Annotated in this window: 23 protein-coding genes; 11 read left to right on the top strand and 12 right to left on the bottom strand. The window is 34.4% G+C overall.

From position 1 onward, the window contains the following. The first annotated feature begins 56 nt into the window (after positions 1-56). A complete protein-coding gene (locus K8V80_RS03090) occupies positions 57-2117 on the top strand; it encodes an HD family phosphohydrolase (protein WP_423773054.1) in 2061 nt (686 codons plus the stop codon). Here K8V80_RS03090 and K8V80_RS03085 read toward each other — a convergent pair. After that, positions 2092-2562 (bottom strand): low molecular weight protein-tyrosine-phosphatase, encoded by a 471-nt coding sequence (locus tag K8V80_RS03085; protein WP_276775389.1) that lies wholly within the window; start codon positions 2560-2562, stop codon positions 2092-2094. The genes K8V80_RS03090 and K8V80_RS03085 overlap by 26 nt on opposite strands. A gap of 58 nt (positions 2563-2620) precedes the next feature. Further along, positions 2621-5080, bottom strand: a complete 2460-nt coding sequence (priA, locus tag K8V80_RS03080) for a replication restart helicase PriA (RefSeq protein WP_276775387.1) — start codon at positions 5078-5080, stop codon at positions 2621-2623. A 195-nt stretch (positions 5081-5275) separates the two neighbouring features. Here priA and rpoN point away from each other — a divergent pair, with 195 nt between their 5' ends. From rpoN to K8V80_RS03055, 5 genes are all read left to right on the top strand, one after another. After that, positions 5276-6724 carry an RNA polymerase factor sigma-54 gene (gene rpoN, locus K8V80_RS03075; RefSeq protein WP_276775386.1) on the top strand — a complete coding sequence of 483 codons (1449 nt, stop codon included), beginning with the start codon at positions 5276-5278 and terminating at the stop codon, positions 6722-6724. Beyond that, a complete protein-coding gene (locus K8V80_RS03070; protein ID WP_006743870.1) occupies positions 6725-7612 on the top strand; it encodes a hypothetical protein in 888 nt (295 codons plus the stop codon). Between the two features lie 28 nt (positions 7613-7640). Next, entirely contained in the window at positions 7641-8021 is a 381-nt protein-coding gene (gene gcvH / locus K8V80_RS03065; protein ID WP_006743869.1) for a glycine cleavage system protein GcvH, read from the top strand. A gap of 91 nt (positions 8022-8112) precedes the next feature. Further along, positions 8113-8619 (top strand): 5-(carboxyamino)imidazole ribonucleotide mutase, encoded by a 507-nt coding sequence (gene purE / locus K8V80_RS03060; protein ID WP_006743868.1) that lies wholly within the window; start codon positions 8113-8115, stop codon positions 8617-8619. Next, positions 8620-10467 (top strand): 4-hydroxy-3-methylbut-2-en-1-yl diphosphate synthase, encoded by a 1848-nt coding sequence (locus K8V80_RS03055; protein WP_276775382.1) that lies wholly within the window; start codon positions 8620-8622, stop codon positions 10465-10467. Positions 10468-10532: 65 nt separating this feature from the next. Here K8V80_RS03055 and rbr read toward each other — a convergent pair whose 3' ends face one another. Beyond that, positions 10533-11111: a rubrerythrin gene (rbr, locus tag K8V80_RS03050; RefSeq protein WP_006743866.1), complete on the bottom strand. Its 579-nt coding sequence runs from the start codon at positions 11109-11111 to the stop codon at positions 10533-10535. A gap of 223 nt (positions 11112-11334) precedes the next feature. Here rbr and K8V80_RS03045 point away from each other — a divergent pair, with 223 nt between their 5' ends. Beyond that, entirely contained in the window at positions 11335-13029 is a 1695-nt protein-coding gene (locus K8V80_RS03045; protein WP_006743865.1) for a SulP family inorganic anion transporter, read from the top strand. Positions 13030-13105: 76 nt separating this feature from the next. Here K8V80_RS03045 and K8V80_RS03040 read toward each other — a convergent pair whose 3' ends face one another. From K8V80_RS03040 to K8V80_RS03030, 3 genes are all read right to left on the bottom strand, one after another. Beyond that, positions 13106-13516 (bottom strand): HIT family protein, encoded by a 411-nt coding sequence (locus tag K8V80_RS03040; RefSeq protein WP_006743864.1) that lies wholly within the window; start codon positions 13514-13516, stop codon positions 13106-13108. A gap of 33 nt (positions 13517-13549) precedes the next feature. Then, entirely contained in the window at positions 13550-14014 is a 465-nt protein-coding gene (gene greA / locus K8V80_RS03035; RefSeq protein ID WP_006743863.1) for a transcription elongation factor GreA, read from the bottom strand. Between the two features lie 209 nt (positions 14015-14223). Further along, positions 14224-15381 carry a TlpA disulfide reductase family protein gene (locus K8V80_RS03030; protein WP_276775379.1) on the bottom strand — a complete coding sequence of 386 codons (1158 nt, stop codon included), beginning with the start codon at positions 15379-15381 and terminating at the stop codon, positions 14224-14226. 194 nt (positions 15382-15575) lie between these two features. Between K8V80_RS03030 and pnp the strand changes: the two genes are divergently transcribed. Then, entirely contained in the window at positions 15576-17717 is a 2142-nt protein-coding gene (pnp, locus tag K8V80_RS03025; RefSeq protein ID WP_006743861.1) for a polyribonucleotide nucleotidyltransferase, read from the top strand. A 73-nt stretch (positions 17718-17790) separates the two neighbouring features. Here pnp and buk read toward each other — a convergent pair whose 3' ends face one another. Beyond that, entirely contained in the window at positions 17791-18852 is a 1062-nt protein-coding gene (buk, locus tag K8V80_RS03020) for a butyrate kinase (RefSeq protein ID WP_006743860.1), read from the bottom strand. Positions 18853-18854: 2 nt separating this feature from the next. Beyond that, complete coding sequence (locus K8V80_RS03015; protein ID WP_276775377.1) at positions 18855-19772, bottom strand: phosphate acyltransferase; 918 nt, start codon at positions 19770-19772, stop codon at positions 18855-18857. Between the two features lie 184 nt (positions 19773-19956). Between K8V80_RS03015 and K8V80_RS03010 the strand changes: the two genes are divergently transcribed. The 3 genes from K8V80_RS03010 (at position 19957) to K8V80_RS03000 (ending at position 22377) form a co-directional block, all read left to right on the top strand. After that, positions 19957-20865 (top strand): S66 peptidase family protein, encoded by a 909-nt coding sequence (locus tag K8V80_RS03010; RefSeq protein WP_006743858.1) that lies wholly within the window; start codon positions 19957-19959, stop codon positions 20863-20865. A gap of 67 nt (positions 20866-20932) precedes the next feature. Further along, entirely contained in the window at positions 20933-21940 is a 1008-nt protein-coding gene (locus K8V80_RS03005; protein ID WP_276775375.1) for a M20 family metallopeptidase, read from the top strand. An 8-nt stretch (positions 21941-21948) separates the two neighbouring features. Continuing rightward, on the top strand, positions 21949-22377 hold the full coding sequence (locus tag K8V80_RS03000; protein WP_006743856.1) for a SufE family protein: 429 nt from the start codon (positions 21949-21951) through the stop codon (positions 22375-22377). A gap of 406 nt (positions 22378-22783) precedes the next feature. On the opposite strand, the gene K8V80_RS02995 is transcribed toward K8V80_RS03000, so the two are convergent. The 4 genes from K8V80_RS02995 to K8V80_RS02980 all read right to left on the bottom strand — a co-directional run. After that, positions 22784-23578 carry a CPBP family intramembrane glutamic endopeptidase gene (locus K8V80_RS02995; RefSeq protein ID WP_006743855.1) on the bottom strand — a complete coding sequence of 265 codons (795 nt, stop codon included), beginning with the start codon at positions 23576-23578 and terminating at the stop codon, positions 22784-22786. Positions 23579-23707: 129 nt separating this feature from the next. Continuing rightward, positions 23708-24637 (bottom strand): bifunctional riboflavin kinase/FAD synthetase, encoded by a 930-nt coding sequence (locus K8V80_RS02990; protein ID WP_276775371.1) that lies wholly within the window; start codon positions 24635-24637, stop codon positions 23708-23710. Positions 24638-24642: 5 nt separating this feature from the next. After that, the gene (locus K8V80_RS02985) at positions 24643-25278 is read right to left on the bottom strand and encodes an HAD family hydrolase (RefSeq protein ID WP_006743853.1); all 636 of its coding nucleotides are present in this window, start codon (positions 25276-25278) and stop codon (positions 24643-24645) included. A 5-nt stretch (positions 25279-25283) separates the two neighbouring features. Continuing rightward, positions 25284-26076: cation-translocating P-type ATPase C-terminal domain-containing protein (locus K8V80_RS02980; RefSeq protein ID WP_276775369.1), on the bottom strand; the 793-nt coding region annotated here is incomplete at its 5' end.

Raw genomic sequence — 26076 nt, 5'->3', positions numbered from 1 at the left:
AAGCTTTTTTTTCCATACTAGGGTTTTATTTCGTACTTTTCGCAAAATACAAATTTATTAATATGAAAAAGGGCAAACAAGGAACTCCTTTTAAAGATCTCATTTATAAAGTTTTAATATTTATAGGTGCTGTCGCACTTATTGTATATTTCTTACCTCGTGATGGTAAATTCAACTATCAATTTGATATGAATAGACCATGGAGATATGGACAACTTATTGCAACTTTTGATTTTCCTATTTATAAGGAAAAACAAGTAATAAAAACGGAACAAGATAGTGTTTTGACCAATCACTTCCATCCCTATTTTCAAAAGAATAAAGACATTTCTATTAATGCCATAGAGAAATTCAAAGAAGACTATCATAGCCATCTAAAAGACAGACTACCTTCTTCACTATATCATGCATATATACAGAAAACCTTACAAAATATTTATGATGTAGGAATCATTCCAACCGAAGATATGAAGTATCTACTCAAAGATAGTGTGAAGACTATAATGATTTCTGAGGACAAACTTGCCACAGGTAAGGAAACTTCAAAACTTTATACTGTTCGCACTGCTTATGAAGCCTTGATAAAAGGTGACAGCGTCCATTTTAAATCAGAAAAACTAAAAGCCTGCGATTTAAATAATTATATTACCCCTAATTTAAACTTTGAACAAGAACGTACGGAAACAGCTAAAGAAGAATTATTGTCAGGTTTATCCCTAACACGTGGAGCTGTATTAAGTGGACAAAAAATAATTGACCGAGGTGAAATTGTCGATCAAAAAACCTATAACATCTTAGAATCTCTCAAAATTGAATCCACTAAGAGGAGTGAATCTGTTAGTCAAAAGCATCAAATTTTAATAGGACAAGTCATATTTGTAGCTATTATGATGCTGACATTTATGCTATACATTGAGCTCTTTAGAAAAGACTTTTATGAAAGGAAAAGAAGCTTAACACTCCTATTTCTAATTGTCATATTTTATTGTATCATGACTGCACTTATTGAAGATAATTTTTTAAGTGTTTATACAATACCATATGCAATGCTCCCTATTATTATAAGTGTATTCTTAGATTCTCGCACAGCTATTGTCGCTCACACTACTACTATCTTAATTTGTTCCATAGTAGTAAGTCATCCTCACGAATTCATTTTGCTACAATTTGTAGCAGGGATGGTTGCAATATTTAGTTTAAGAGAATTATCTCAAAGATCACAACTGATTAAGAGTGCCTTTGTTATAACTATATCTTATGCAATGGTATTCCTAGCTTTAGAGTTAATTTCTGAGAGTGATTTATCCAAAATAAACATAGGAATGTACACCTATTTTGCAATCAATGGTATTTTATTACTATTTACCTATCCATTATTATTTTTACTAGAAAAAACCTTTGGATTCACCTCAAACGTTACTCTAGTAGAATTATCCAATATCAACAATAGCTTATTAAGAAAGATGTCTGAAGTTGCTCCAGGAACATTTCAACATTCTATGCAAATGGCAAACCTTGCAACTGAGGCTGCTATGCATATTGGGGCAAATAGCCAACTTGTACGTACAGGTGCTTTATATCATGATATTGGCAAATCTGAGAATCCAGCATTCTTCACGGAGAATCAATCTGGAGGTATAAATCCCCACGATAGACTAACCTACGAACAGAGTGCTGAAATTGTAATTAACCACGTATATGATGGCATTAAACTAGCAGACAAAAACAACATACCTAATGCCGTCAAAGATTTTATTACTACTCATCATGGTAAGGGGAAAACCAAATATTTCTATATTTCTTGGATGAATGAGCATCCTGGGGAAAAACCTGATGATGCTAAATTTACATATCCTGGACCCAATCCTTTTACTAAAGAAACTGCAATTTTGATGATGGCGGACTCTGTTGAAGCAGCCTCACGAAGCTTACCCGAATACACAGAGGAAACAATTAGCCATTTAGTAGAAAAAATAATAGACACCCAAGTAGAAGAAGGTTACTTTAAAGAGTGTCCTATTACCTTTCAAGATATTGCTACAATAAAAGCGGTATTCAAAGAAAAATTAAAGATTATTTATCACACGCGTATTAGTTATCCTGAGTTAAAGAAGTAAGAAGACCTTCACAAGCATCTTCTAATAAGTCAAGAACCAATTCAAATCCATCTGCTCCTCCATAATAAGGGTCGGGGATATGAGTTGCTTCTTGATTTACTAAGTATTCTACCATTCGGTGAATCTTTTTCTCTTCGTCGGGTGAAGGAGCAATTTCTTTAAGATCGCATATATTTTGATCATCCATACCTATAATAATATCAAAATTATAAAAATCTTCTACATCTATAGGTCTAGATCGATGCACCAAATCATAACCTCTTCTTGCAGCATGTTTTCTCATCCTAGGATCCGGTAAATCACCTGCATGAACACCTAAAATACCGGCAGAATCTACTTTAAACAAACTTAACAAGTTGGACTTCGTCAGCAACTCTAGCATTACACCTTCTGCTGTAGAGGAACGGCAAATATTACCTAAACAGACAAATAAAACTTTTTTCATACTTCCATTTTAAATTCAGACATAGCTCTTTCTAAGGCCTTGATTCGTCTTGGGTTAATTACATTGGATCTACATCATAATAAACGATTAAAGACTTAAATCGTTTATCGGCAAGCATTCTCTCTTTAATATTCAATAAAGCCTTCTTTGTCTGTTGCGTAGAAACATCTCTCTCTATCTTAAGTACTATTTTCTTTATATAAAAAGTTTGTATTCTACCTACAGGTGGCTTATCAGGACCTAATACTCGAGATCCAAAAACAGTTCGAAGTTGAGAAGCCATAGTTCTTGCCATAAAATCCAACTTCTTCTCATCTCGGTGTTTTAAGTAAACATAAATTAATCTATAGTATGGAGGATAATGGAATACCTGCCTTTCTTCAAGTTGATTTTGCACCATGTCCTCATATCTATTATTTATTACTTGTGGAATTATAGGATGATCCATACTACGAGTCTGCAAAATAACTCTCCCGCGTTTATTCTTCCTACCTGCCCTACCCGATACTTGGGCCATTAGCTGATAAGCTCTCTCATAAGCTCTGAAATCGGGATAGTTTAACATTGTATCAGCATTTAAAATTCCAACAACACTCACATGGTCAAAATCGAGTCCTTTAGAAACCATCTGAGTACCTATCAATATTTTAGTTCTCCCTTCTTGAAAATCAGATATTATCTTTTCATAACGTGTCTTTGTTCTTGTCGTATCTAAGTCCATACGCCCAACAGAGATATTAGGAAAAATAAGTTTTATTTCATCTTCAACTTTCTCTGTACCAAAACCTTTATGAGTTAAATCTTTAGCTTCACATGCTGGACATACATCTGGTAATTGATATGTGTATCCACAATAATGGCATGTTAACTGATTCAATTTTTTGTGATAAGTCAAACTAACATCACAGTTAGTACATTTTGGAACCCAACCACAAGTTTTACATTCTACAACGGGAGCAAATCCTCTCCTATTTTGAAACAAAATAATTTGTTCGTTTTTATCTAATGCCTCACGCATCATAGCAAGTAAAGGAGGAGAAAATTGACCACTCATTCTTTTCTTTCGCTTAAGCTCCTGAATATCTATAGGTATTACTTCGGGCAACTGAATATCTTTATATCTCTCTTTCAGCTCAACTAATCCAAATTTACCATATTGTGCATTATACCAACTCTCTATCGAAGGAGTTGCTGTACCTAGTAGAACTTTGGCTCCACACATATGAGCTAATACAATAACAGCATCTCTGGCATGATATCGAGGTGCAGGATCTTGCTGTTTATAAGTTGTCTCATGCTCTTCATCTACTATTACTAACCCTAAGTTTTGAAAGGGTAAAAATATAGATGATCGAACTCCCAATATGATTTGATAAGGATTGCTACTAAGTTGTTTTCTCCATATCTCTACACGCTCTGCATCAGAAAATTTAGAATGATAAATACCAAGTTTATCACCAAAAACCCTTTTTAAACGCTCAGTAATTTGTGTTGTAAGGGCAATTTCAGGTAATAGGTATAATATTTGTTTGCCACTATTTAAATATTCCTCTATGAAATGAATATATATTTCTGTTTTACCACTTGAAGTAACTCCATAAAGAAGACAGACTTGTTTCGTGTCAAAGACCTCTTCTATTTCTTGATAGGCTTTTTGCTGTGATTTATTTAGAGGATGTAAATCTTGTTCTTGTATGTTTTCCACCCGCAGCCTACCTATTTCGATATCATACTCTTCTAGGATACCCTTTTGAATTAGTCCATTCAAACTAGAAGATGAAGCTCTAGCTGCCTCCAAAAGACGATGCTTAGATACTTCCTTTATTTCTTTTTGATTCAATAAAGAGGATAACTCAACGTATTTTATAACAATGTCTAATTGCTTTGGAGCATTCGATAATAATTCAAATAGATGCTCTACTTTATCAGGATGATTATACTCTTCGGTAAAACGGATCCTCGATTCCATTCGAGGCCTATATTGCTCCTTTAACTCTTCACGCAAGAGTATAGCACCTCGTTCCAATAAAGAGTTAGCTATGGGTAGTATGTTATCAATGCCGCTATCCTTGGCTATCTTGGTAATACATTGAATAGGATCATCAGATAGTAAATGAAGAACTCTTAATTCTTTTTCTGACAGGTCTGGTGATCCTATATAATCCATGTTAAGTTCAACCATCGTTTCACTCTCCAACTTTAACCCAGAAGGCAAAGCAGCTTTAAACACATCCCCCAAAGCTGAAATATAATAGTCAGATATCCACTCCCAGAACTGGAGTTGAGAGGGAAGTAAAATAGGATATTTATCAAGGATAGTAAAAACAGGTTTTACTTCATACTCCTGAGGCATGACATGATGAATACTAAATACAATTGCAGTGTAATATTTCTTTTTACCAAAAGGTACTATTACTCTACATCCCACCTGAATATTATTACGATCAGCCTCATCAAGGCTATATGTAAATACACCAGGAATAGGCAAAGGCAAAATAACATCTATAAAAAATTTCATACACAACAAAAATACTCAAAAACCATCAATAATATTCAACCATTGAAAAGATTCCTAAAAGTACATTCATAATCACGAATACTTTTGCAAAAAAGGTCAAAACAATGTATATTCATTATAATATAGTAAGCTAAGATTTCGGTTTAACAAACTATTCTGTACATTTGTTATACACATTTAACCTCACTTAAAAGTATGGTCCAAAATTCACGTCAAATACAAACCCAGACACAAAAACAGGTTCAGACGCTATCTCCTCAACAGATACTTGTGGTTAAGCTCTTAGAATTACCAACACTAGAATTCGAAGAACGTGTGCATGCAGAGCTATTAGAGAACCCAGCATTGGAAGAAGGAAAGGAAATGACTCCTGAAGAAGAGGAATATGCTGCTGAAACAGAGGAAAGTGCAGATTATGATGCACTTGATGATTATCTAACTGAAGATGATATCCCTGACTACAAGCTTAAAGAACACAACTACAGCAACGATAACAAACCAGAGGAAATTCCATTTTCAGATACTACCTCCTTTTATGAAATTCTTCACGAACAACTAGGTGAGCAAAACTTAACAGATAAACAAGCTGCTATTGGGGAATACCTCATTGGGTCATTAGATGATGATGGACTTATAAGAAAGTCCCTGGAAAGCATTGATGACGAGCTTGCTATATATATGGGCATTGATACTAATATCGAAGAAATAGAAAAGGTATTGAAAGTTATTCAACAATTCGATCCTCCTGGAGTAGGCTCTAGAAACTTACAAGAATGCTTATTGATTCAAATTGCAAAAAAGTCCGACTCTAAATCAAAACAACTAGAATGGGATATTATACACGATTATTATGAAGAGTTTACGCGAAAACATTGGGATAAAATAATACAAAAACTTAATATTTCCGAAGAAAAGCTGAATGCTGCAATTGATGAAATTATTAAATTAAATCCTAGGCCAGGAGCCTCCTTAGGAGAGTCTATAGGGAAAAATCTTCAACAAATAATACCTGATTTCATTGTTGAAACTTTTGATGGCAATATAACTCTAGCATTAAACAATAAAAATGTACCTGAGCTTCGCCTAAATAGAGAGTTTACAACTCTTGTTGAAGAACATACCAAAAACAGAGACAATCAAAGTAAAGAATCTAAAGAAGCAATGCTATTTTTAAAGCAAAAAATGGACTCTGCTCAAGGCTTTATAGATGCAATAAAACAAAGACAAAACACTCTCATTTCTACAATGCAAACAATCATAGAACTTCAAAGACCTTTTTTATTGGATGGAGATGAGTCAAAATTAAGGCCTATGATTCTAAAAGATGTTGCAGATAAAACAGGATTAGATATCTCTACTATATCAAGAGTCACAAATAGTAAATATGTACAGACTAATTTTGGGATATTCTCTTTAAAGCACTTTTTTGGAGATAGCTTTACTACTGAAAGTGGAGAAGAGATGTCAATAAGGGAAGTAAAACGAATACTGGTAAACTGCATCGAAAAAGAAGATAAAAAAAATCCTTATACTGATGAAGAGTTATCCAGCTTATTAAAAGAAAAAGGATACCCAATTGCTCGAAGAACAGTAGCTAAATATAGACAACAATTAAATATTCCAGTAGCAAGATTAAGAAAATAAATGAAATCCTATGCCAATACATATATTATGAGTGGTGCAAGAATACTCTCTCGTATTTTTACTCCCTTTTCTGTGCCCTTTTTATCTTTTGTGGCCTTACTCCTTTTTTCTCATTTAAATCTTACTTTTACAGCAAGAGATATTTTTTATATACTAGATATTATATTTAGATATACTATTGTCATGCCTATTATTAGTATCTTTTTCATACATAAGATTAATCATCTATCATACATAGAACAGCACCCTAGAGAAAGATCTATTGGAGCGTTTATGATTAGTACTTTTTGCTATTTATTTACATTTATCATCTTTGCTGAATTAAGAATACCACTAATTTCAAATTACATCTTGTCATGTGCTGTAGTTTTTGCTTTATTTATTCTTGTTCCCATCAAGTGGAAGGTAGATGTAAAAACGAATGGACTTGTCAAAAGCAATAGTGGTGTACTAACTGAACTTAATGAACGCGAACAAAGATTTATGCCCTTACTCTTAACCATTATCTCTTATTTCTTTTGCGCCGTTATCATGTTCAAAAGAGATTTACCTTGGTATATGAACGGGATAATAATAGCATCACTAATAATTCTATTAATCCACTTAATCATCAATGCCAGATGGAGAGTTAGTGAACATATGGCTGCTATAGGTGGAGTTATGGGTGGAGTTATTGCATTTAGTAGCCTATTTTTATATGACCCTACAAAATGGATTTGTATCTTTACAGCCATAGCAGGTGCTTTAGGAACCACTCGTATGATTCTAGGGCATAATAACCTCGGAGAAATTTTCGCAGGATTTATTATTGGGCTATCTTGTACGTTGATTGCATTAAATGATACGTACAATCATTTAATTTCGTCATTTTTTAAATATATTGTTTAAGCATATTAACTTTAAAACTATTTTATTTATGAAATTCCCTAAAGAGTTAAAGTACACAAGTGAACACGAATGGGTGCGTAAAGAAGGTGACATCGTTTATATCGGTATTACAGATTACGCACAAGATCAGTTAGGTGATATTGTTTTTGTAGATATACCTACAGTTGGCGAAACATTAGACGCAAATGAAGTGTTTGGTACTATTGAAGTAGTAAAAACAGTATCAGATTTATTCCTTCCTATTTCTGGAGAAATTCTAGAACAAAATGAAGAAATAGAAGACAATCCTGAATTGGTAAATGAAGATCCATATGGTGAAGGATGGCTGATAAAAGTTAAACCTACAAATGTTGCTGATTTTGATTCTCTTCTTGATGCAGAAGCATACAAAAAGATTATCAACAAATAAAACATATGTAGTATACGGAAAAAATAATGCAGCTTTTCGTATACGAGAGGCTGCATTTTATTTTGCATAGAATTATATAACTCAATAAATTATGACACCACTAGTTAGTATTATTATGGGAAGTACATCAGACCTCCCAGTTATGGAAAAAGCAGCTCAATTTTTAAATGATCTACGTATTCCTTTTGAAATAAATGCTCTTTCAGCGCATAGAACGCCTGAGGCTGTTGAAGCTTTTTCTAAAAACGCAAAAGAAAAGGGTATTAAAGTCATAATAGCTGCTGCGGGAATGGCTGCACACCTTCCTGGCGTAATAGCTGCATCAACGACTTTACCAGTAATAGGTGTTCCTATTAAATCAACTCTTGAGGGAATGGATGCCCTTTTGGCCATTGTTCAAATGCCTCCAGGAATACCTGTTGCAACAGTTGGCATTAATGGATCTCTAAATGCAGCTATACTTGCTGTACAAATGCTAGCTTTGGGTGATGAAAATATAGCAGAACGCTTGTCTGTATATAAAGATGGTCTTAAAAGAAAAATAGTTAAAGCAAACGAAGATCTAAAAGAGATCAAATTTGAATTTAAATGTAACTAAATGGATTTATTTAATTATTCAAGAAGAGGGAGCTCCGAAGTCCAAATTGGCGCAATTCCTCTAGGCAAGAATAACCCTATAAGAATTCAGTCGATGACAAATACATCGACTCAAGATACCGACACAAGTGTGGCTCAAATAAAGCGCATTGTAGATGCTGGAGCAGACTATGTACGTCTTACTACACAAGGTATAAAAGAAGCTACAAACCTAAAAGAGATTAATATCGCACTAAGGAGAAGTAATTATATGGTCCCTTTAGTAGCTGATGTCCATTTTAACCCTAAAGTGGCTGATGTTGCCGCTGAGTTCGCAGAGAAAGTGCGCATTAACCCAGGCAACTATGTAGACCCTGCCCGACAATTCAAATCTTTATCTTATACAGACGAAGAGTACAATTCAGAACTTGAAAAAATTCGCACTCGGCTTACCTCTTTTATTAACATCTGCAAAGAAAATCATACTGCTATTCGTATAGGAGTGAATCATGGCTCTTTATCAGATAGAATCATGTCTCACTACGGAGACACTCCCGCTGGTATGGTCGAATCTTGCATGGAATTCCTACGTATTTGCAGAGATGAGAATTTCCTCAATGTAGTTATTTCTATCAAGGCTTCTAATACTGTCATTATGGTACAAACCATAAGACTCTTAGTAGCAACTCTTGAAAAAGAAAACATGTTTTTTCCTCTTCACCTTGGTGTTACCGAAGCAGGTGAAGGAGAAGATGGACGCATTAAGTCTGCTCTCGGCATCGGAGCCTTATTAGCAGATGGCCTAGGTGATACCATTCGAGTTTCCTTGAGTGAAGCTCCTGAAAAAGAAATTCCTGTGGCTCAAAAATTAGTAGATTATATTATTCAAAGAAAAGATCACCCTTATATTCCAGGTGTCCAAGCAACAGAATTTAATTACTTAACCCCTAAACGCCGCAAAACAACTGCTGTCAAAAATATAGGAGGAGATAATGTTCCTGTTGTTCTAGCAGATAGAATGGATGGAAAAATAGATGTAGATAAAGATTTTACTCCCGATTATATTTATGTTGGTCAAAATCTCCCTATTGAAAAAGAAAAAGCTGAGTATATAGTTGATGCTTCCCATTGGAACGGAGAAGACCATACATGGCCTGCCTTCAACTTTGAGCAATTAGATCTTATGCAATCTAACAATGCAAAACTCAAGTTTTTATTTATTCCATATATGGCAATGACAGATCAGGTGATTGATCTACTAAAAAAACACCCTGAAGTTGTAATTATATCACAATCAAATCATCCAAACCGATTAGGAGAACACAGAGCTCTCGCACATCAATTAATGAATGAGGGTATTGAGAATCCTCTTCTATTCTTTCAACATTATCAAGAAGATGACATAGAAAACTTTCAGATCAAATCTGCTGCAGATATGGGAGCATTAATATTGGATGGATTCTGTGATGGATTATATCTGTTCAATCAAGGAACACTTAGTCATGCTCAAATAGACTCTACATCATTTAGTATTTTACAAGCAGGAAGAGTAAGGACTGTAAAAACAGAATATATTTCATGCCCTGGCTGTGGTAGGACAATGTTTAACCTTGAAAAAACAATTGCACGAGTAAAAGCATCAACCAATCATTTAAAAGGATTAAAAATTGGCATTATGGGATGTATTGTTAATGGTCCAGGTGAAATGGCTGATTCTGATTACGGCTATGTGGGAGCAGGAAGAGGAAAAGTAAGCCTATACAAAAAGAAAGAATGTATTGAAAAAAACATTCCTGAAGAAGAAGCTGTAGATCGCTTAATTGAGCTCATTAAGTCTCAAGGTGATTACAAGGAAACCGATGAAGATTAATCTGATTCAGATATAAAGAAAGGGGAGCATGCTCCCCTTTTTTTATACAGTTATTAATAACTAAATTAATAGTTTTCTTTCATTATTTCAAAATAAGATTGTGGGTGAAGACATGCAGGGCATAATTTTGGAGCTGTCTTACCAGCATGGATGTAACCACAGTTGCGACATTGCCATAGAACTTCACCTTCTCTTGCAAAAACAGCTGTGTTTTCGATGTTGCTAATAAACTTACGGTAACGATCTTCGTGACCTTTTTCAGCCTTTGCAATCATACGATACATAGTAGCAATTTCAGGGAAACCTTCTTTTTCAGCAACATCTGCAAAATGAGGATAATCATGAGACCATTCTTGGTGCTCACCCATAGCAGCAGCATTTAGGTTTTCAAGAGTTGTACCTATAACACCAGCAGGATATGATGCTGTTATTTCTACTGCACCACCTTCAAGAAATTTAAACATACGTTTTGCATGTTCTTTTTCTTGATTAGCTGTTTCTGTAAAAATATCAGCAATTTGTTCATAACCTTCTTTCTTAGCAGTACTTGCGAAATAAGTATAACGCATACGAGCTTGAGACTCACCAGCAAATGATGTTAAAAGATTTTTTTCAGTTTGAGTTCCTTTTACACTTTTAGCCATAATTTTATTATTTTAAATTGGTTATAAAAATACTTTACTAGATAGTTTTACACACAAACAAACATATAAAAAACTCTGAACTAATCCAACAAAGATGAGCTTTAGTTTTAACTAAATTCACATAATTTGATCCTTTGTTTAAACATTAGCAAAAACTTAAAACTCTATCATATTTTGCGTAATTTTGTAAATATCTACAAATTTCTATTTAATATTTTACAAAATGTTTGAATTCAAACCTAAGTTATTCAAATCTCTAAAGAACTATTCTAAAGAGACTTTTATGTCGGACCTAATGGCTGGTGTAATTGTCGGTATAGTTGCGCTACCGCTAGCGATTGCGTTCGGTATAGCCAGTGGCGTATCTCCTGAGAAAGGAATTATTACTGCAATTATAGCTGGATTCATTATCTCTGTCTTCGGTGGAAGCAACGTCCAAATTGGGGGTCCAACAGGTGCGTTTATTGTTATTATTTATGGTATCATTCAAGACTATGGGACTTCAGGACTTATAGCTGCCACATTAATGGCTGGATTTATGCTCATTGCTATGGGCCTATTCAAGCTTGGAACAATTATCAAGTTCATTCCCTATCCCATTATTGTCGGCTTTACAAGTGGTATTGCTGTCACCATTTTCACAACACAAATAGGGGATGCCTTTGGACTTAATTTTGGTGGAGAAGCTGTTCCTGGCGACTTTATTAGTAAGCTGATTCTCTACTTTAAATGCTTTGGAACTATTGATATATGGAATACACTTATCACAGCAGGTAGTTTATTCCTTATTGTTATATCTCCTCGCTTTTCAAAAAAAATACCAGGATCTCTAATAGCCATTATATTAATGACTGTTATAGCTTATTTGCTAAAAGAATATGCAGGAGCAACAACTATATCCACAATTGGAGATAGATATACAATTAATGCAGCGCTGCCCAGCTTAGAAATTCCTCCATTGGGGTGGGAATCTATAAAAAATTTATTTCCTGTTGCTGGTGTAATAGCAATTCTTGGAGCTATTGAATCCTTGCTTTCTGCTACAGTTGCAGATGGTGTAACAGGAGACAGACATGACTCTAATACTGAGCTTGTCGCTCAGGGTATAGCCAATGTGGTCACACCATTATTCGGTGGAATCCCTGCAACAGGAGCTATTGCTCGTACCATGACTAATATTAATAATGGTGGTAAAACTCCAATTGCTGGTATCATTCACGCTATTATTCTTCTACTTATACTATTATTCTTAATGCCCCTTGCTCAATACATACCTATGGCATGCTTGGCTGGTGTGCTTATGGTTGTGGCTTACAATATGAGCGAGTGGAGAACATTTAAGGCGTTGATGAAAAATCCAAAATCTGATGTCGCAGTACTTCTTACAACATTCCTACTTACAGTTATATTCGACCTTGTTATAGCCATTCAATTAGGCTTATTATTGGCTTGCTTATTATTTATGAAGCGCGTGGCTGAAACAACTATTGTTTCTGTAAGCAGAAAAAAGGTAGAATTAACCAAAGACCTGGGACCCGCTTTCAAAAAAGAAGAAATTGATATTCCACAAGGTGTTGAAGTTTATGAAATTGATGGACCTTACTTCTTTGGTATTGCCAATCGTTTTGAAGAATTAATGATCACGCTTAAAGAAAGACCTAAAGTAAGAATATTTAGAATGAGAAAAGTTCCTTTTATTGATTCCACAGGGATACAGAACTTAACGACTCTTTGGAGAACATCTAAAAGAGAACACATAACTGTAGTTCTATCAGGTGTTGTCCCTTCTGTACATGAAACATTACAAAAGGCTGGTTTTAATCAATACATAGGCGAGGAAAATATATGTCCAGATATTTATGTGGCAATTGAAAGATCTAAGCAAATTTTAGAAGAAAAAGAAGCAGCTACTAAATAAATTATAACATTAATATAGAAAAAGGCAAGAATCGATTCTTGCCTTTTTCTATATTATATACTATAAACCAACTTTATTACTTCTCAAATCTCTCAACAAAAGCTCTATTAATCTTTTCTGAAATAGAAGTAAATTCTTCAGAAGACAACTTGAGTTTTGGATTTGATATAATCATATCTGATTCCTTGGTAATAGGAATCAAATGAATATGAGCATGAGGAACTTCTAGTCCCATAACAGCTACTCCAATACGTTTACATGGAATTACAGACTCTATTATAAGAGCCACATGCTTGGCAAACACGTGCATAGCAGCTAATTCCTCATCGGATAAGTCGAATATATAATCAACTTCCCTCTTCGGTACAACCAGTGTATGTCCTTTAGAAAGAGGATTTATATCTAAAAAAGCATAGAACTGATCATTCTCAGCTATCTTGTAGCTAGGAATTTCACCATTTATTATTTTTGTAAATATTGTTGCCATTGTCTTAAGGTTAAAAGGTTTGTGCTATCAAATTTAAATAGAAATATCTACTACTTCAAGAGTAATCATTCCTTGAGGAACTTTAATTTCAGCTACATCTCCTACTTTCTTACCAAGTAAACCTTGTGCTATAGGGGTACTTACTGCAATTTTACCTTTTCTCAAATCCGCTTCACTTTCAGACACAATGGTATATTTCATTTTCTTACCATTCTTAACATTCTTAAGTTCCACTGTATTGAGTATTTGAACAGAGTCAGTACTCAATTTTGACTCATCTATAATACGAGCATCAGCAATAATTAATTTAAGTCTGTTAATCTTCATTTCTAACATGCCTTGTGCTTCCTTTGCAGCATCATATTCAGCATTTTCAGACAAATCACCCTTGTCTCTTGCTTCAGCTATTTGACGAGATATTTCTGGACGTTGTACGGTTTCGAGTTCTCTTAACTCCTCCATAAGGTCATTATAACCACTTTCTGACATATATGCCATATTCAATCCTCCTTAATTTCTTTTTTGTTTAAATTTTAATAAAAAAGAATTCCAACATAGCTATGTTGGAACCCTAAACTATATTCTATAATTATTTTATACTTTCTTGTTTATCTGTAATGCAAAGATAACTTTTTATCTTTATTGAATCAAACTATTATTGATGCTATTAAGCAACTTATAGATAGATTAAACGATGAGTTTATAAGTTATAGTAGTGTTTTTAAAGTGCGTTCTATATCCTCAACTTGATCTCCGCGAACCACTAATTCATTGTTTTTATTTATCAAGAAATAAGCAGGTATCTCTTTCACATTATACGTTGTAGCATAATTAGAGTAGATACCATGGCCATCTCTAACGCATATCCAAGGTAGATTATCTATTGCTGTTTTCCAAAAATGCTCATCTGCATCTAAAGAAATTTGATAAATTTCAAAACCATTTTTAGCATATTTATCATACAAATCTCTCAAAGCAAAAACATGAGCTGATGAAACAGGACTTTGATAAATAGTAAAGTCTAATAATACAACTTTCCCTTTTAAATCACTTAATTTTCTCACCTTACCTTGCATATCTCTAAGCTCGATGTCTATCAATCCAGTTACATTCACTTTTTCTTGAGGAACATCCAACGTTTCAACTTTAGGCTTGCGAGTATTTTTCATCCCTTTAATCACTATATTATAAAGATTCTTTGAGCGATTAGCATGTGGATAGTTTTCATTTAAGCTAGTTGCTACTGCAGCAAATGCTCTTAAATCCTCTTTATTATTTAATGGATCAAATAACATGAATCCATTTATTTTAGGGAATAAAGCATAGTATGCAGCTGTTGTATTAGGAGCTATAAATATATAATTATGTTTAATATCTTCTTTATAAGCAGTAAACAATTTTTGTAAATTCTCCTGTAATGACTTGTTAGATATTTTTCCTTTACGTAAATCTTCCAACAATTTATCAACATCTTTCTGCAGAGCCATCTGCTTAAGGGTAATCTCTTTAATTCTTTGACCATTTTCTGACCCTTCTATAGAATAATCTGTAGAAAAGGTATCATAGTTAGCTTGAATCTTTACTACTTCAGTTGAATCTATAGAAAAATTAATAACCTTGTTATCAATTCTCAAACGATAATATTCAGGAGATTCAGGATACTCAGACTCAAAAGAGAATAGTCCTTTCGCATTTAATTTCATAGAGTCTAAAGGAATAAGACCTTGTAGCTTAGATGCTTCAAGATAAATTATTTTATCAGAGGCTCCAGAAACTTTTCCTTCTATTGTGAATTTTGCGCTTGGCGAGCAAGCAGCCAAAACTAAAAGAATAGCAAATGTCAGTAGTATTGAGATTTTCTTCATAATTTGTGTGTAAATCATTTTTTGCAAATATACTCCTTTTCACTCTTATGCAAAGCTTTTTAATAGTAACTTACCAAAAAAGAATCTTCAGAAGTCCAAAATACAATATTTTAACTCATTCACACCACTTTAGAACGATTAATTATTTATCTTTGCATGAATTTTGAAGAAAAGAAATAGATAAAACAATTTTTATGATTAACCCAATTGTTAAAACAATCGAGTTAGGTGATGGAAGAACAATCACTCTCGAAACGGGAAAGCTAGCAAAACAGGCAGATGGTGCTGTAATGCTGCGCATGGGAAACACCATGATGTTAGCTACTGTTTGTGCAGCCAAAGATGCAGTTCCCGGAACTGATTTTATGCCACTACAAGTAGAGTATAAAGAAAAATTCTCCGCTTTTGGTCGCTTTCCAGGTGGGTTCACAAGAAGAGAAGGAAGAGCCTCTGATTATGAAATCCTTACTTGCCGCTTAGTTGACCGTGCTCTTCGTCCTTTATTCCCCGACGATTACCACGCAGAAGTTTATGTAAACATCATATTGTTCTCAGCAGATGGTGTTGATATGCCAGATGCTCTTGCAGGTCTTGCTGCTTCAGCAGCACTAGCAGTATCTGACATCCCATTCCACGGACCAATTTCTGAAGTACGTGTAGCACGTACTGATGGAAAATTTATTATAAATCCTACCTTCGAACAACTTGAAAAAGCTGACATGGACATCATGGTTGCAGCGACATACGAAAACATCATGATGGTTGAAGGTGAAATGAGTGAAGTTTCAGAAGCTGAATTATTAGAAGCTATGAAAGTTGCTCATGAAGCAATTAAAGTTCATTGCAAAGCTCAAATAGAATTAGCTGAAGCAGTAGGCTCAACAGTTAAACGTGAATACAACCACGAAGAAAACGACGAAGATCTACGTAAAGCAGTTCACGAAGCTTGTTATGAAAAAGCATACGCTGTTGCAGCTTCAGGAAATGCAAACAAACATGAAAGATTTGATGCTTTCGAAGCTATAAAAGAAGAATTTAAGGCTCAGTTCACTGAGGAAGAACTTGAAGAAAAAGAAGCTTTAATCAATAAATATTATCACGACGTAGAGAAAGAAGCAATGCGCCGTAGCATCCTTGATGAAGGTAAGCGTCTTGATGGACGTAAGACAACTCAAGTTCGCCCTATTTGGAGTGAAGTTGATTGCCTTCCTGGCCCTCATGGTTCAGCTGTCTTTACAAGAGGTGAAACTCAAGCTCTTTGTACTGTAACTTTAGGTACTAAATCTGACGAAAAAATTATAGATGATGTTCTTTGTCATGGTAAAGAACGATTCTTACTACATTATAATTTTCCTCCATTCTCAACTGGTGAAGCTAGACCTCAGAGAGGTGTTGGTCGTCGTGAAGTTGGTCATGGTAACCTAGCTCACAGAGCTCTTAAGAGAATGATTCCTGAGAACTATCCATACGTAATCCGTGTGATTTCTGATATTCTTGAATCTAACGGTTCTTCATCAATGGCCACTGTTTGCGGTGGTACATTAGCTTTAATGGATGCAGGTGTTCAAATTAAGAAACCCGTATCTGGTATTGCAATGGGATTAATTAAAAATCCAGGAGAAGATAAATATGCTGTGCTTTCTGATATTCTAGGAGATGAAGATCACCTTGGTGATATGGACTTCAAGGTAACAGGAACAAAAGACGGTATTACTGCAACTCAAATGGATATCAAAGTTGATGGTTTATCATTTGACATTCTTGAAAAAGCGCTTAATCAAGCGAAAGAAGGTCGTATGCACATCCTTGATAAGATCCTAGAAACGCTAGATGCTCCACGCACAGATCTTAAACCTCATGCTCCAAGAATTGAAAAGATGACTATTCCTAAAGAATTCATCGGTGCAATCATAGGACCTGGTGGTAAGATTATTCAAAATATGCAAGAAGAAACTGGTGCAACTATTACCATTGAGGAAACTGAAGCAGGAGAAGGTTCTATTGAAATTTCTGCTACTAACAAGAAAAGCATTGACGATGCTGTAAGAATGATTAAAGCTATCGTTGCTGTTCCTGAAGTAGGTGAAGTTTACACGGGTAAGGTTCGCTCAATTATGCCTTATGGTGCATTTATTGAATTCCTTCCAGGTAAAGATGGACTACTCCATATTTCTGAAATAGAATGGAGAAGACTAGACAAAGTAGAAGATGCTGGAATTCATGAAAATGACGAAATAGAAGTAAAACTTATTGATATTGATAGAAAGACTGGTAAGTTCAAACTATCTCATAAAGTTCTTCTTCCTCGTCCAGAAAGACAAAATAATGAAAACTAATTTAGTTTTTTAGTATAAAAGAAAAGCCTAGGTCAATTGATCTAGGCTTTTCTTTTATATATTAAAAAGGACTTTATTTATATTCTATTATGGGTAGTTCTCCGGTCAAAGCACCCAAAGCATTTGAAGCTAAGGCCTCCATTTCATCTTCACCAGGATAAACATAAATAGGAGCAAGAAACTCCACTCTCTTTTTCAACTCATCAATGACATAATCAGAGTATGCAATACCTCCAGTAAAGAGAATAGCGTCAAACTTACCATAAAAAACAGTAGCAGAAGCTCCAATGGTTTTAGCTACATTATAAATCATTGCATCCAATACTAGTTTTGCTTTTTGATCGCCTTTCTGAATACGGCACATAATTTCAGCTACATCAGTTGTACCCAAATGGGCAGCAAGACCAGCCTGACCAGATATTCTCTTTTTTAAATCTTCACGAGAATATCTCCCACTAAAGCATAAATCAACTAACTGACCAGCTGGTAAAGTTCCTGCACGCTCGGGCGAGAATGGTCCTTCCCCATCCAATGCATTATTGACATCAACAACTTTCCCCTTTTTATGAGCTCCAACTGATATCCCTCCACCTAAATGACAAATAACAAGATCCAAATCTTCGTATTTTGCATGATGCTCTTTAGCAAAACGCCTAGCAATAGCTTTCTGATTTAAAGCGTGAAAAATAGAGATGCGAGGAAGCAAAGGAGAACCTGAAACACGAGCAATATCATCTAGTTCATCGACAACTCCTGGATCTGCTATAAAAGCTTTACAGTTGGGAATATTACTTGCTAATTCTGCAGCAATCAAACAACCTAAATTACACGCATGAGTTCGAGTTGCATGAATTGTATCATAACGCATAGCCGTATTAATCACATATACACCCCCGCAAATAGGCTTTACCAAGCCTCCTCTTCCAATAACTGCATCAAACTGAAAAGAAATATTTTGCCTCTGTAATTCCTTTAATATTAATTCTTTTCTAAATTTAAACTGATCGGTCACATGAGGAAATTCAGAAAGATCTGAAACGTCATGCATGATCTTTTTCTTAAAAATCGCAGTTTCATTTTCAAAGACAGCCATCTTTGTTGATGTTGATCCTGGGTTAACTACCAATATTTTCATTCTTAATTAATTCGATTTGAAGTTAAACACGCCATCGCTATGCTATTATACTTTGACATAGCAGAGTCACTTCTCGAAGTGATTACGACAGGGCAAATAGTACCCATCAGTGCACCAGCCATTTCTGCCTTTGCAAACAAGGATATCGTTTTATAAAATACATTTCCCGACTCAATATTAGGAAACATTAAAGCATCTGCATCACCCGAAATAGGTGATTCTATCCCTTTAATATCGGCTGATTCTTTATCACATGCCGTATAAACGTCCATAGGGCCATCAACTACAACAGAACCATAACTTCCATTTTGTGCCTCTTCAATAAGCTGTATATAATCTAAGCTATGTGGGAATTTAGCACTTACTTTCTCCGTGAAATGAATAAGAGCTATCTTCGGAATCTTTATACCAAAACTTCTACAAGCACTTGCCATATAAGACAGCATTGATCCTCTTTGATCTAAAGTAGGATAAGGGATTACAGCAGAATCTAAAAAGAACAAAAGTTTATGATGATTAGGAATCTCAGACACAGACAAGTGAGTTAACACCTTACCCTTTGGGAGCAAACCTTTCTCTTTATTCAATACAATTCGTAACAGATTATCTGTATTAATTAATCCTTTCATCAAGATATCTGCTTTATTCTCATGAATTAATTTCACGGCCTCTTTAGCGGCTTCATCTGAGTCTTGCACATCAATGAATTGAACAGATTGTGGGTATTTACTAAAAATAGCGTAGTGCTCAACCTTATCTTTTGGACCAACCATTATTACGTCTATAAAACCATCTTCAATGGCCTTAGATATAGCTACTTCGGAATGCGAGTCAACTCCAAATACCACAGCAACTCTCTTCTTTATTTTATGCTCCTTGAGACGTTCAATCATCGTCTTAAAGCTATTTATCAATTTCATATTATAATCGTGTTTTGAACAAATATCTAAAAAAGAATGATAATTCAGATATTAATCTTAACAAATGTAAGGGTTTATAAGTTTAGTAACTTATTAATTATCAAATTATAATTGCAAATTGGTACAAAAAATAGATGTTTTACTGTATGTTTGCATAAAAATAGACTCTATTCAAATCATATTTATGAACAGTCTTCAACTACCTCCATCACTCCAGGAGAATGATAAGGTTTTAATTATTTCTCCTTCTGGAAAGATTGATAAACGCTTATTAAAAGGTATAAAAGAAAGATTAACAAGCTGGGGATTACAGCCATTACAAGGTAAACATGCTGCAGCTAAGTCGGGTTCTTTTGCAGGTACAATTAAACAAAGGTTAGCAGACTTACAATATGGTCTTGACCGCAGCGATATTAAAGCCATATTTTGTAGTAGAGGTGGTTATGGTGCTATACAGCTCTTAGAAAAACTAAACCTCAGTCTTTTCAGAAAAAATCCCAAATGGCTAGTGGGATATAGTGATATAACAGCCTTACACTCCTTACTACAAAAAGAAGGCTTTGCATCATTACATGCACCAATGGCTAGACACTTTACTTTTGAGCCTAAAGATGATTTAGCCATCACTTTTATCAAGCAGATCCTAACCGGAGAAAATATGCACTACATTATCAAAGGGCATAAGTACAATAATAAAGGTAGAATACAAGGTGTTTTAAGAGGCGGCAACTTAGCTGTTTTACAAGGTCTAAGAAATACTCCTTACGAGTACGATTCCAAAGGAACTATTCTATATGTTGAGGATGTTAACGAAACTCCTAACGAAGTACAGAGAATGTTTTATAACTTAAAATATAGTGGAGTCCTTGACAAGCTTTCAGGATTAATTTTAGGTCAATTTACAGAAACCTTCAACAACAAAAATATCACTGAAGAGGTATATAAAAGCATATACCCCCTTTTAAAATCGTATAAATATCCTATGCTATTTAACTTCCCTATAGGTCATGTACCCAAAAATTATCCATTAATAAATGGTTCTTTAGCTGAATTAATAGTGAATAGAAGCACTGCCGAACTAAAATTTGGATAAAGTCGCAATCGAATTACACTTTCTGATTGAAATTCATTAATTTTGAGAAATTCTAAACTTATTAAGCATGAATAAATTAGGATTGTCTTTGGTGACAATACTATTACCTATAGCCTTAGTAGCTTGTGGAAGCAGTAGTAAAAAATCAAATAATACAGAAGAACAGACTACTACAGAACGAAAGGTAGATGTTCCTTTGTTCAACGCCGATAGTGCCTACAACTATATTCAAAAGCAAGTCGATTTTGGGCCACGTGTGCCTAACAGTAAAGGACATAAAGAGTGTGCCGACTTTTTAGAAGCCAAACTAGCTGAGTTTGGTGCAAAGACTTATAGACAAAACTTTGATGCAATAGCCTATGATGGAACTATTCTTCAAGCAAGTAATATTATTGGAGCCTATAAGCCTGAATCAAAAAAAAGAGTTGCACTATTTGCTCATTGGGATACTAGACCATGGGCTGATAATGATCCTGATAAAGCAAATCATCATACCCCTATTCTGGGAGCCAATGATGGTGCTAGTGGTGTAGGTGTTTTACTAGAAATAGCAAGACAAATACAAAAAAAAGAACCCTCTATAGGTATAGATATTATCTTTTTTGATGCAGAAGATTATGGTGCACCACAATTTTACAAAGGAATACACAAAGAAGAACACTGGTGTTTGGGCTCTCAATACTGGAGTAGAGTACCACACGTAGAAAACTACTTTGCTCGATTTGGAATTTTATTGGATATGGTTGGAGCAAAAAATGCAACATTCTATAAAGAACGTATATCCACTTCTTATGCAAATAATATTGTAAAAAAAGTATGGAGTAAAGCTAGAGAATTAGGATATAGCAATTACTTTATCAATAAAGATGGCTGGGAAATTATAGATGACCATTTATTTATTAATAAGCTAACCAATATCAAAACAATAGATATTATACCCTATTATCCCAATAATGAAAAGTCGAGTTTTGGAAATACTTGGCATACTGTAAAAGATAATATGGATGATATAGATACAACAACGTTAAATGCTGTCGGACAAACCGTACTAGCAGTAATATATAATGAACAATAATTAGAACCATGACAATAAACGAGTTACAAGAAGAGGTTATTGAGGAATTTAATAGCTTTGACGATTGGATGGACCGCTACCAACTTTTAATCGACCTTGGTAACGAACAAGAAGAATTAGACCCAAAGTACAAGACAGAGCAAAATCTTATTGAAGGATGTCAAAGTAGAGTTTGGCTACAAGCAGATTTAGTAAATGGAAAAATCATTTTCAAAGCCGAAAGTGATGCCCTTATTGTTAAAGGGATCATTGCTTTACTAATCAGAGTACTTTCAAACCATACTCCAGATGAGATTCTTAGTTCTGATTTACATTTTATTGAAACAATCGGATTAAGAGAACACCTTTCTCCAACAAGAAGTAATGGCTTGTTATCAATGGTAAAGCAAATGAGAATATATGCACTTGCTTATAAAGCTAAACAAGAAGCAAAATAAAACATCTGTATTTACATAGAAAGGAGAGCCAATGAGGTTCTCCTTTTTATTGACTTCAAGTTTTTCGAGATCTTAGAAATTTCAAGATTAGAGAGTCTAGAGGTTCAACCAGATTAGATGGGTTTTACATGAATAAACTAGTAAATAGATTGCACAAATAATTACTTACTGAGCTTTATGCAAACTAGATTTTTTGTCATTTTTTAATGAATACTCGTTTTATTCTAACACCGACATGACAACAACATATCCTAGTCAAAGAAACCTCTTGACACCGACATGATGAAATCATAACCCTGATAAGAATAATAATCTATCACCCCAAAAAGATGATTCAGAAGATAAAAGGATGAGCAATTTATAGGAGTGTAGGCTTTCACTCTGTACTGTTATAAAACCCTTCTATTTACGACCGACTCCGTGACTTCTGATAGACAACCCTAGCCACTACAGAAAAGACAATTAGAGTCACTAAAAAGACTATCCAGCCGTACGGATGTTGTACACTCCAATAGCTATCATCGACAGTTTCCTCTAACGAACCTTCAGTATAGTTCAATACCATCAGAAATGAAGCATTATTAATAATATGTATTAAAATAGATGGGAGTATACTTTTGGATTGATAATAAATCCAGCCAAATAATAAACCTAGCAGAGTAGCTCCAAGCATCTGAACTGGCTGACCATGTAAAACACCAAAAACTAATGCAGAAATAACAATAGCGATTGCAGGATTTACCTCCTTAATCAGTATCTCAATAAGTATTCTACGAAAAACAATTTCTTCTAAAATAGGTACTAAAATAGCAATGCTAAATAAACCGATGATTCCCGAATGTAATAACACCTTACTCTGCTCCATCATCTCTTGCTGAGAATCAACAAAAAAAGATAGAATAAAACTATTGAGGGCGGCCCCAAGGAAACCTAAAATTAAGCAAAGAGTAAGATAAAAGGGAGATAGCTTTTGCCACTTATCGACAATGCCACGGATTGGTTTCCAAAAATACAAGACTAATAAAGTTATAATGGAGCTTATAAATGTAGAGTAACCTATCAATTTACTATTAAATACAACTTGATCGACAGTATCTTTATCTACAAAGAAGTCAGAGCCTATAGAAAACGAGATGAACACAAAAAACTTGACTATTAAGAACAAGCCCAACACTCCTGCTATCTTTATTAATCCTTTCATAAAGTAGTATTTTATCTTTTTAATGTTTAACAAAGGAATAGATTATTCAAATAGTGAACAAGAGATTTAGCCCTTAAAATTAAAGACATAAAAAAAGCAGAGGTACTCCTCTGCCTATACGGATCTTATTTACTTTATCAATTCTCTAACGGACTCCTCATCTCGATGCAGTTGTTCAACCAATTTATCTATAGAAGAGAACTTTACTTCATCACGTAGCCTATGTTTAAACAAAAGACGGATACTTTTATTGTAGATATCCTTGTTAAAATCTAAAATATTCACTTCTATACTTCGATTCGGACCATCATCTACCGTTGGACGATGTCCAATATTTAGCATACCCCAATATTCTTCTTGATTGTCTTCTACAAGAACTTTCACGGCATATACACCATCTTTAGGTATCAGTTTATCTGGACTAGATACATTGACATTCGCTGTGGGAAAACCAATAGTCCTACCCAACTGCTTCCCTTGTATCACTTTTCCTTCTAAAAAATAAGGATATCCTAAATACTGTTCTGCTAATAAAACATCCCCAGCATCTATAGCCTTACGAATGTAAGATGAACTGACATCTACTGAGTCATCATAAAAAGCTTTAGCTTGTATTACTTCAATCCCCAACTCTTTACCATACCGACAATAATCTTCAAATCCTTCTTCTCTATTATGTCCAAAACGATGGTCATAACCTATAACAAGTACCTTTACGTTATATTTATCTTTTAAAATAAACTGCATAAATTCTCTTGCTGTAAGTTGAGAAAGCTCCTTCGTAAAATCGATTAAAAAGCAATAATCCACACTCGTTTTAGCTAACAACTCCAACTTTTCATCACGGATAGTTAAGTGCTCCATCACTGTATCCGGACGCATAACCTTAGCTGGGTGAATAGGGAAAGTAAGCAAAGCTGATTTTAAATCCCTTCGATTAGCTTCAGCTAACACTTGTTTTATCAGATAGTAATGCCCTTTATGTACTCCATCAAAAAAGCCTATACTAGCTACACATGGACTTGGAATTGTATTTGATTTTTTGTCTATAATCTGCATAATTGTTATTCATTGTCAAACAAAAAGCTCCAATCTTCATTGGCTTTTGGGGTATATGTTTTTATACCTAAAGTTTCTGCTGCTTTTGTGTTTTCTGGACGATCATCAATAAAGAGTGTCTCATGAGGCTCAATATTGGCATTTTCTAAAACACGCTCAAAGATAGTGATTTCTGGTTTACATGTTCTTAAACGAAACGAAAGGTATTCCTGTTCAAAAAAATCTTCAGCTCTGAATCCTCTATATTGAAAAGGATTATCTAGTGCCCACTGCCAATGAATACTATTGGTATTACTTAGTAAAAATACAACATAGTGAGATCGTAACTCTAACAATAAATCGAGTTTATATCGAGGTATACCAATAAGCATCCCATTCCATGCATAATCAATATCTTCATCAGAAACATCTTTTAGAACCTCATTTTTAGACCGTATAAAGCTTCTAAACTCATTGGCATCAATATCTCCTCGCTCAAAACGTTGAAATATGACTTTAAAATCTTCAGCTGCCATAAATTTAGCAGCCTCTTTTACGCCTAGCTCTTCAAAACGATGGACACATCTTTCTGGATCTATATCTATTAAGACTCCACCTAAATCAAAAACAATATTACGTATCCTCTCTTCTGTTTTCATCATCTATTTTATCTAGTTTTAAGTCTCTTAATCATTCGAATACCCTCTCCAATCCAAAGAGTCAGAGATGTTAATCCTATTATTTCCATCCACGACGAAAAAGTCAATGGTTCACAGCGGAAAACAGCTCCTCCATATTCCACAATAATTAATTGACCTACAAAGATCAAGATTGAAACTAACCAAAAGGCTTTTGAACTAAACAATCCATAAAAAGTAGAATGATTAGTACCGAAAACTCTCATGTTGAATAAGTTCCAAAACTGTAAGAACACAAAGAATGTAAAGAAATATGTCAAATGATAAGTAGTTAATCCTTCTGGTAATCCTTTAAAATAATACAGCATCCCTAGTAATATAGCTAGGAAGATCATGCCTATACTAAGAATAGTACGCCCCATTGTTCTAGTTATAATAAAATCGGTAGATTTGCGAGGCTTATCTTTCATTACATCTATACTTGGAGGTATAGAAGCTAGAGCTAATGCTGCAAAAGTATCCATAATAAGATTTACCCATAACATTTGAGTTATAGTTAATGGAAGTTCTGCTCCGGTAATACCCCCTAACAATACTAATAATAATGCTAATAAATTGATTGTTAATTGAAAGACAATAAATCTTTGAATATTTTGATAAAGTGAGCGTCCCCACATAACAGCAGTACTGATACTATTAAAGGAATCATCTAGTAATGTTATATCACTAGCTTCCTTGGCAACGGCTGTACCCGATCCCATAGACAGACCTACTTGCGCAAAGTTTAAAGCAGGAGCATCATTAGTTCCATCACCTGTAACA

Origin of the sequence: Bacteroides coprosuis (assembly GCF_020741705.1) — a bacterium.
GTDB lineage: Bacteria > Bacteroidota > Bacteroidia > Bacteroidales > Bacteroidaceae > Bacteroides_E > Bacteroides_E coprosuis.
This window is presented reverse-complemented; position numbering and strand designations above follow the sequence as displayed.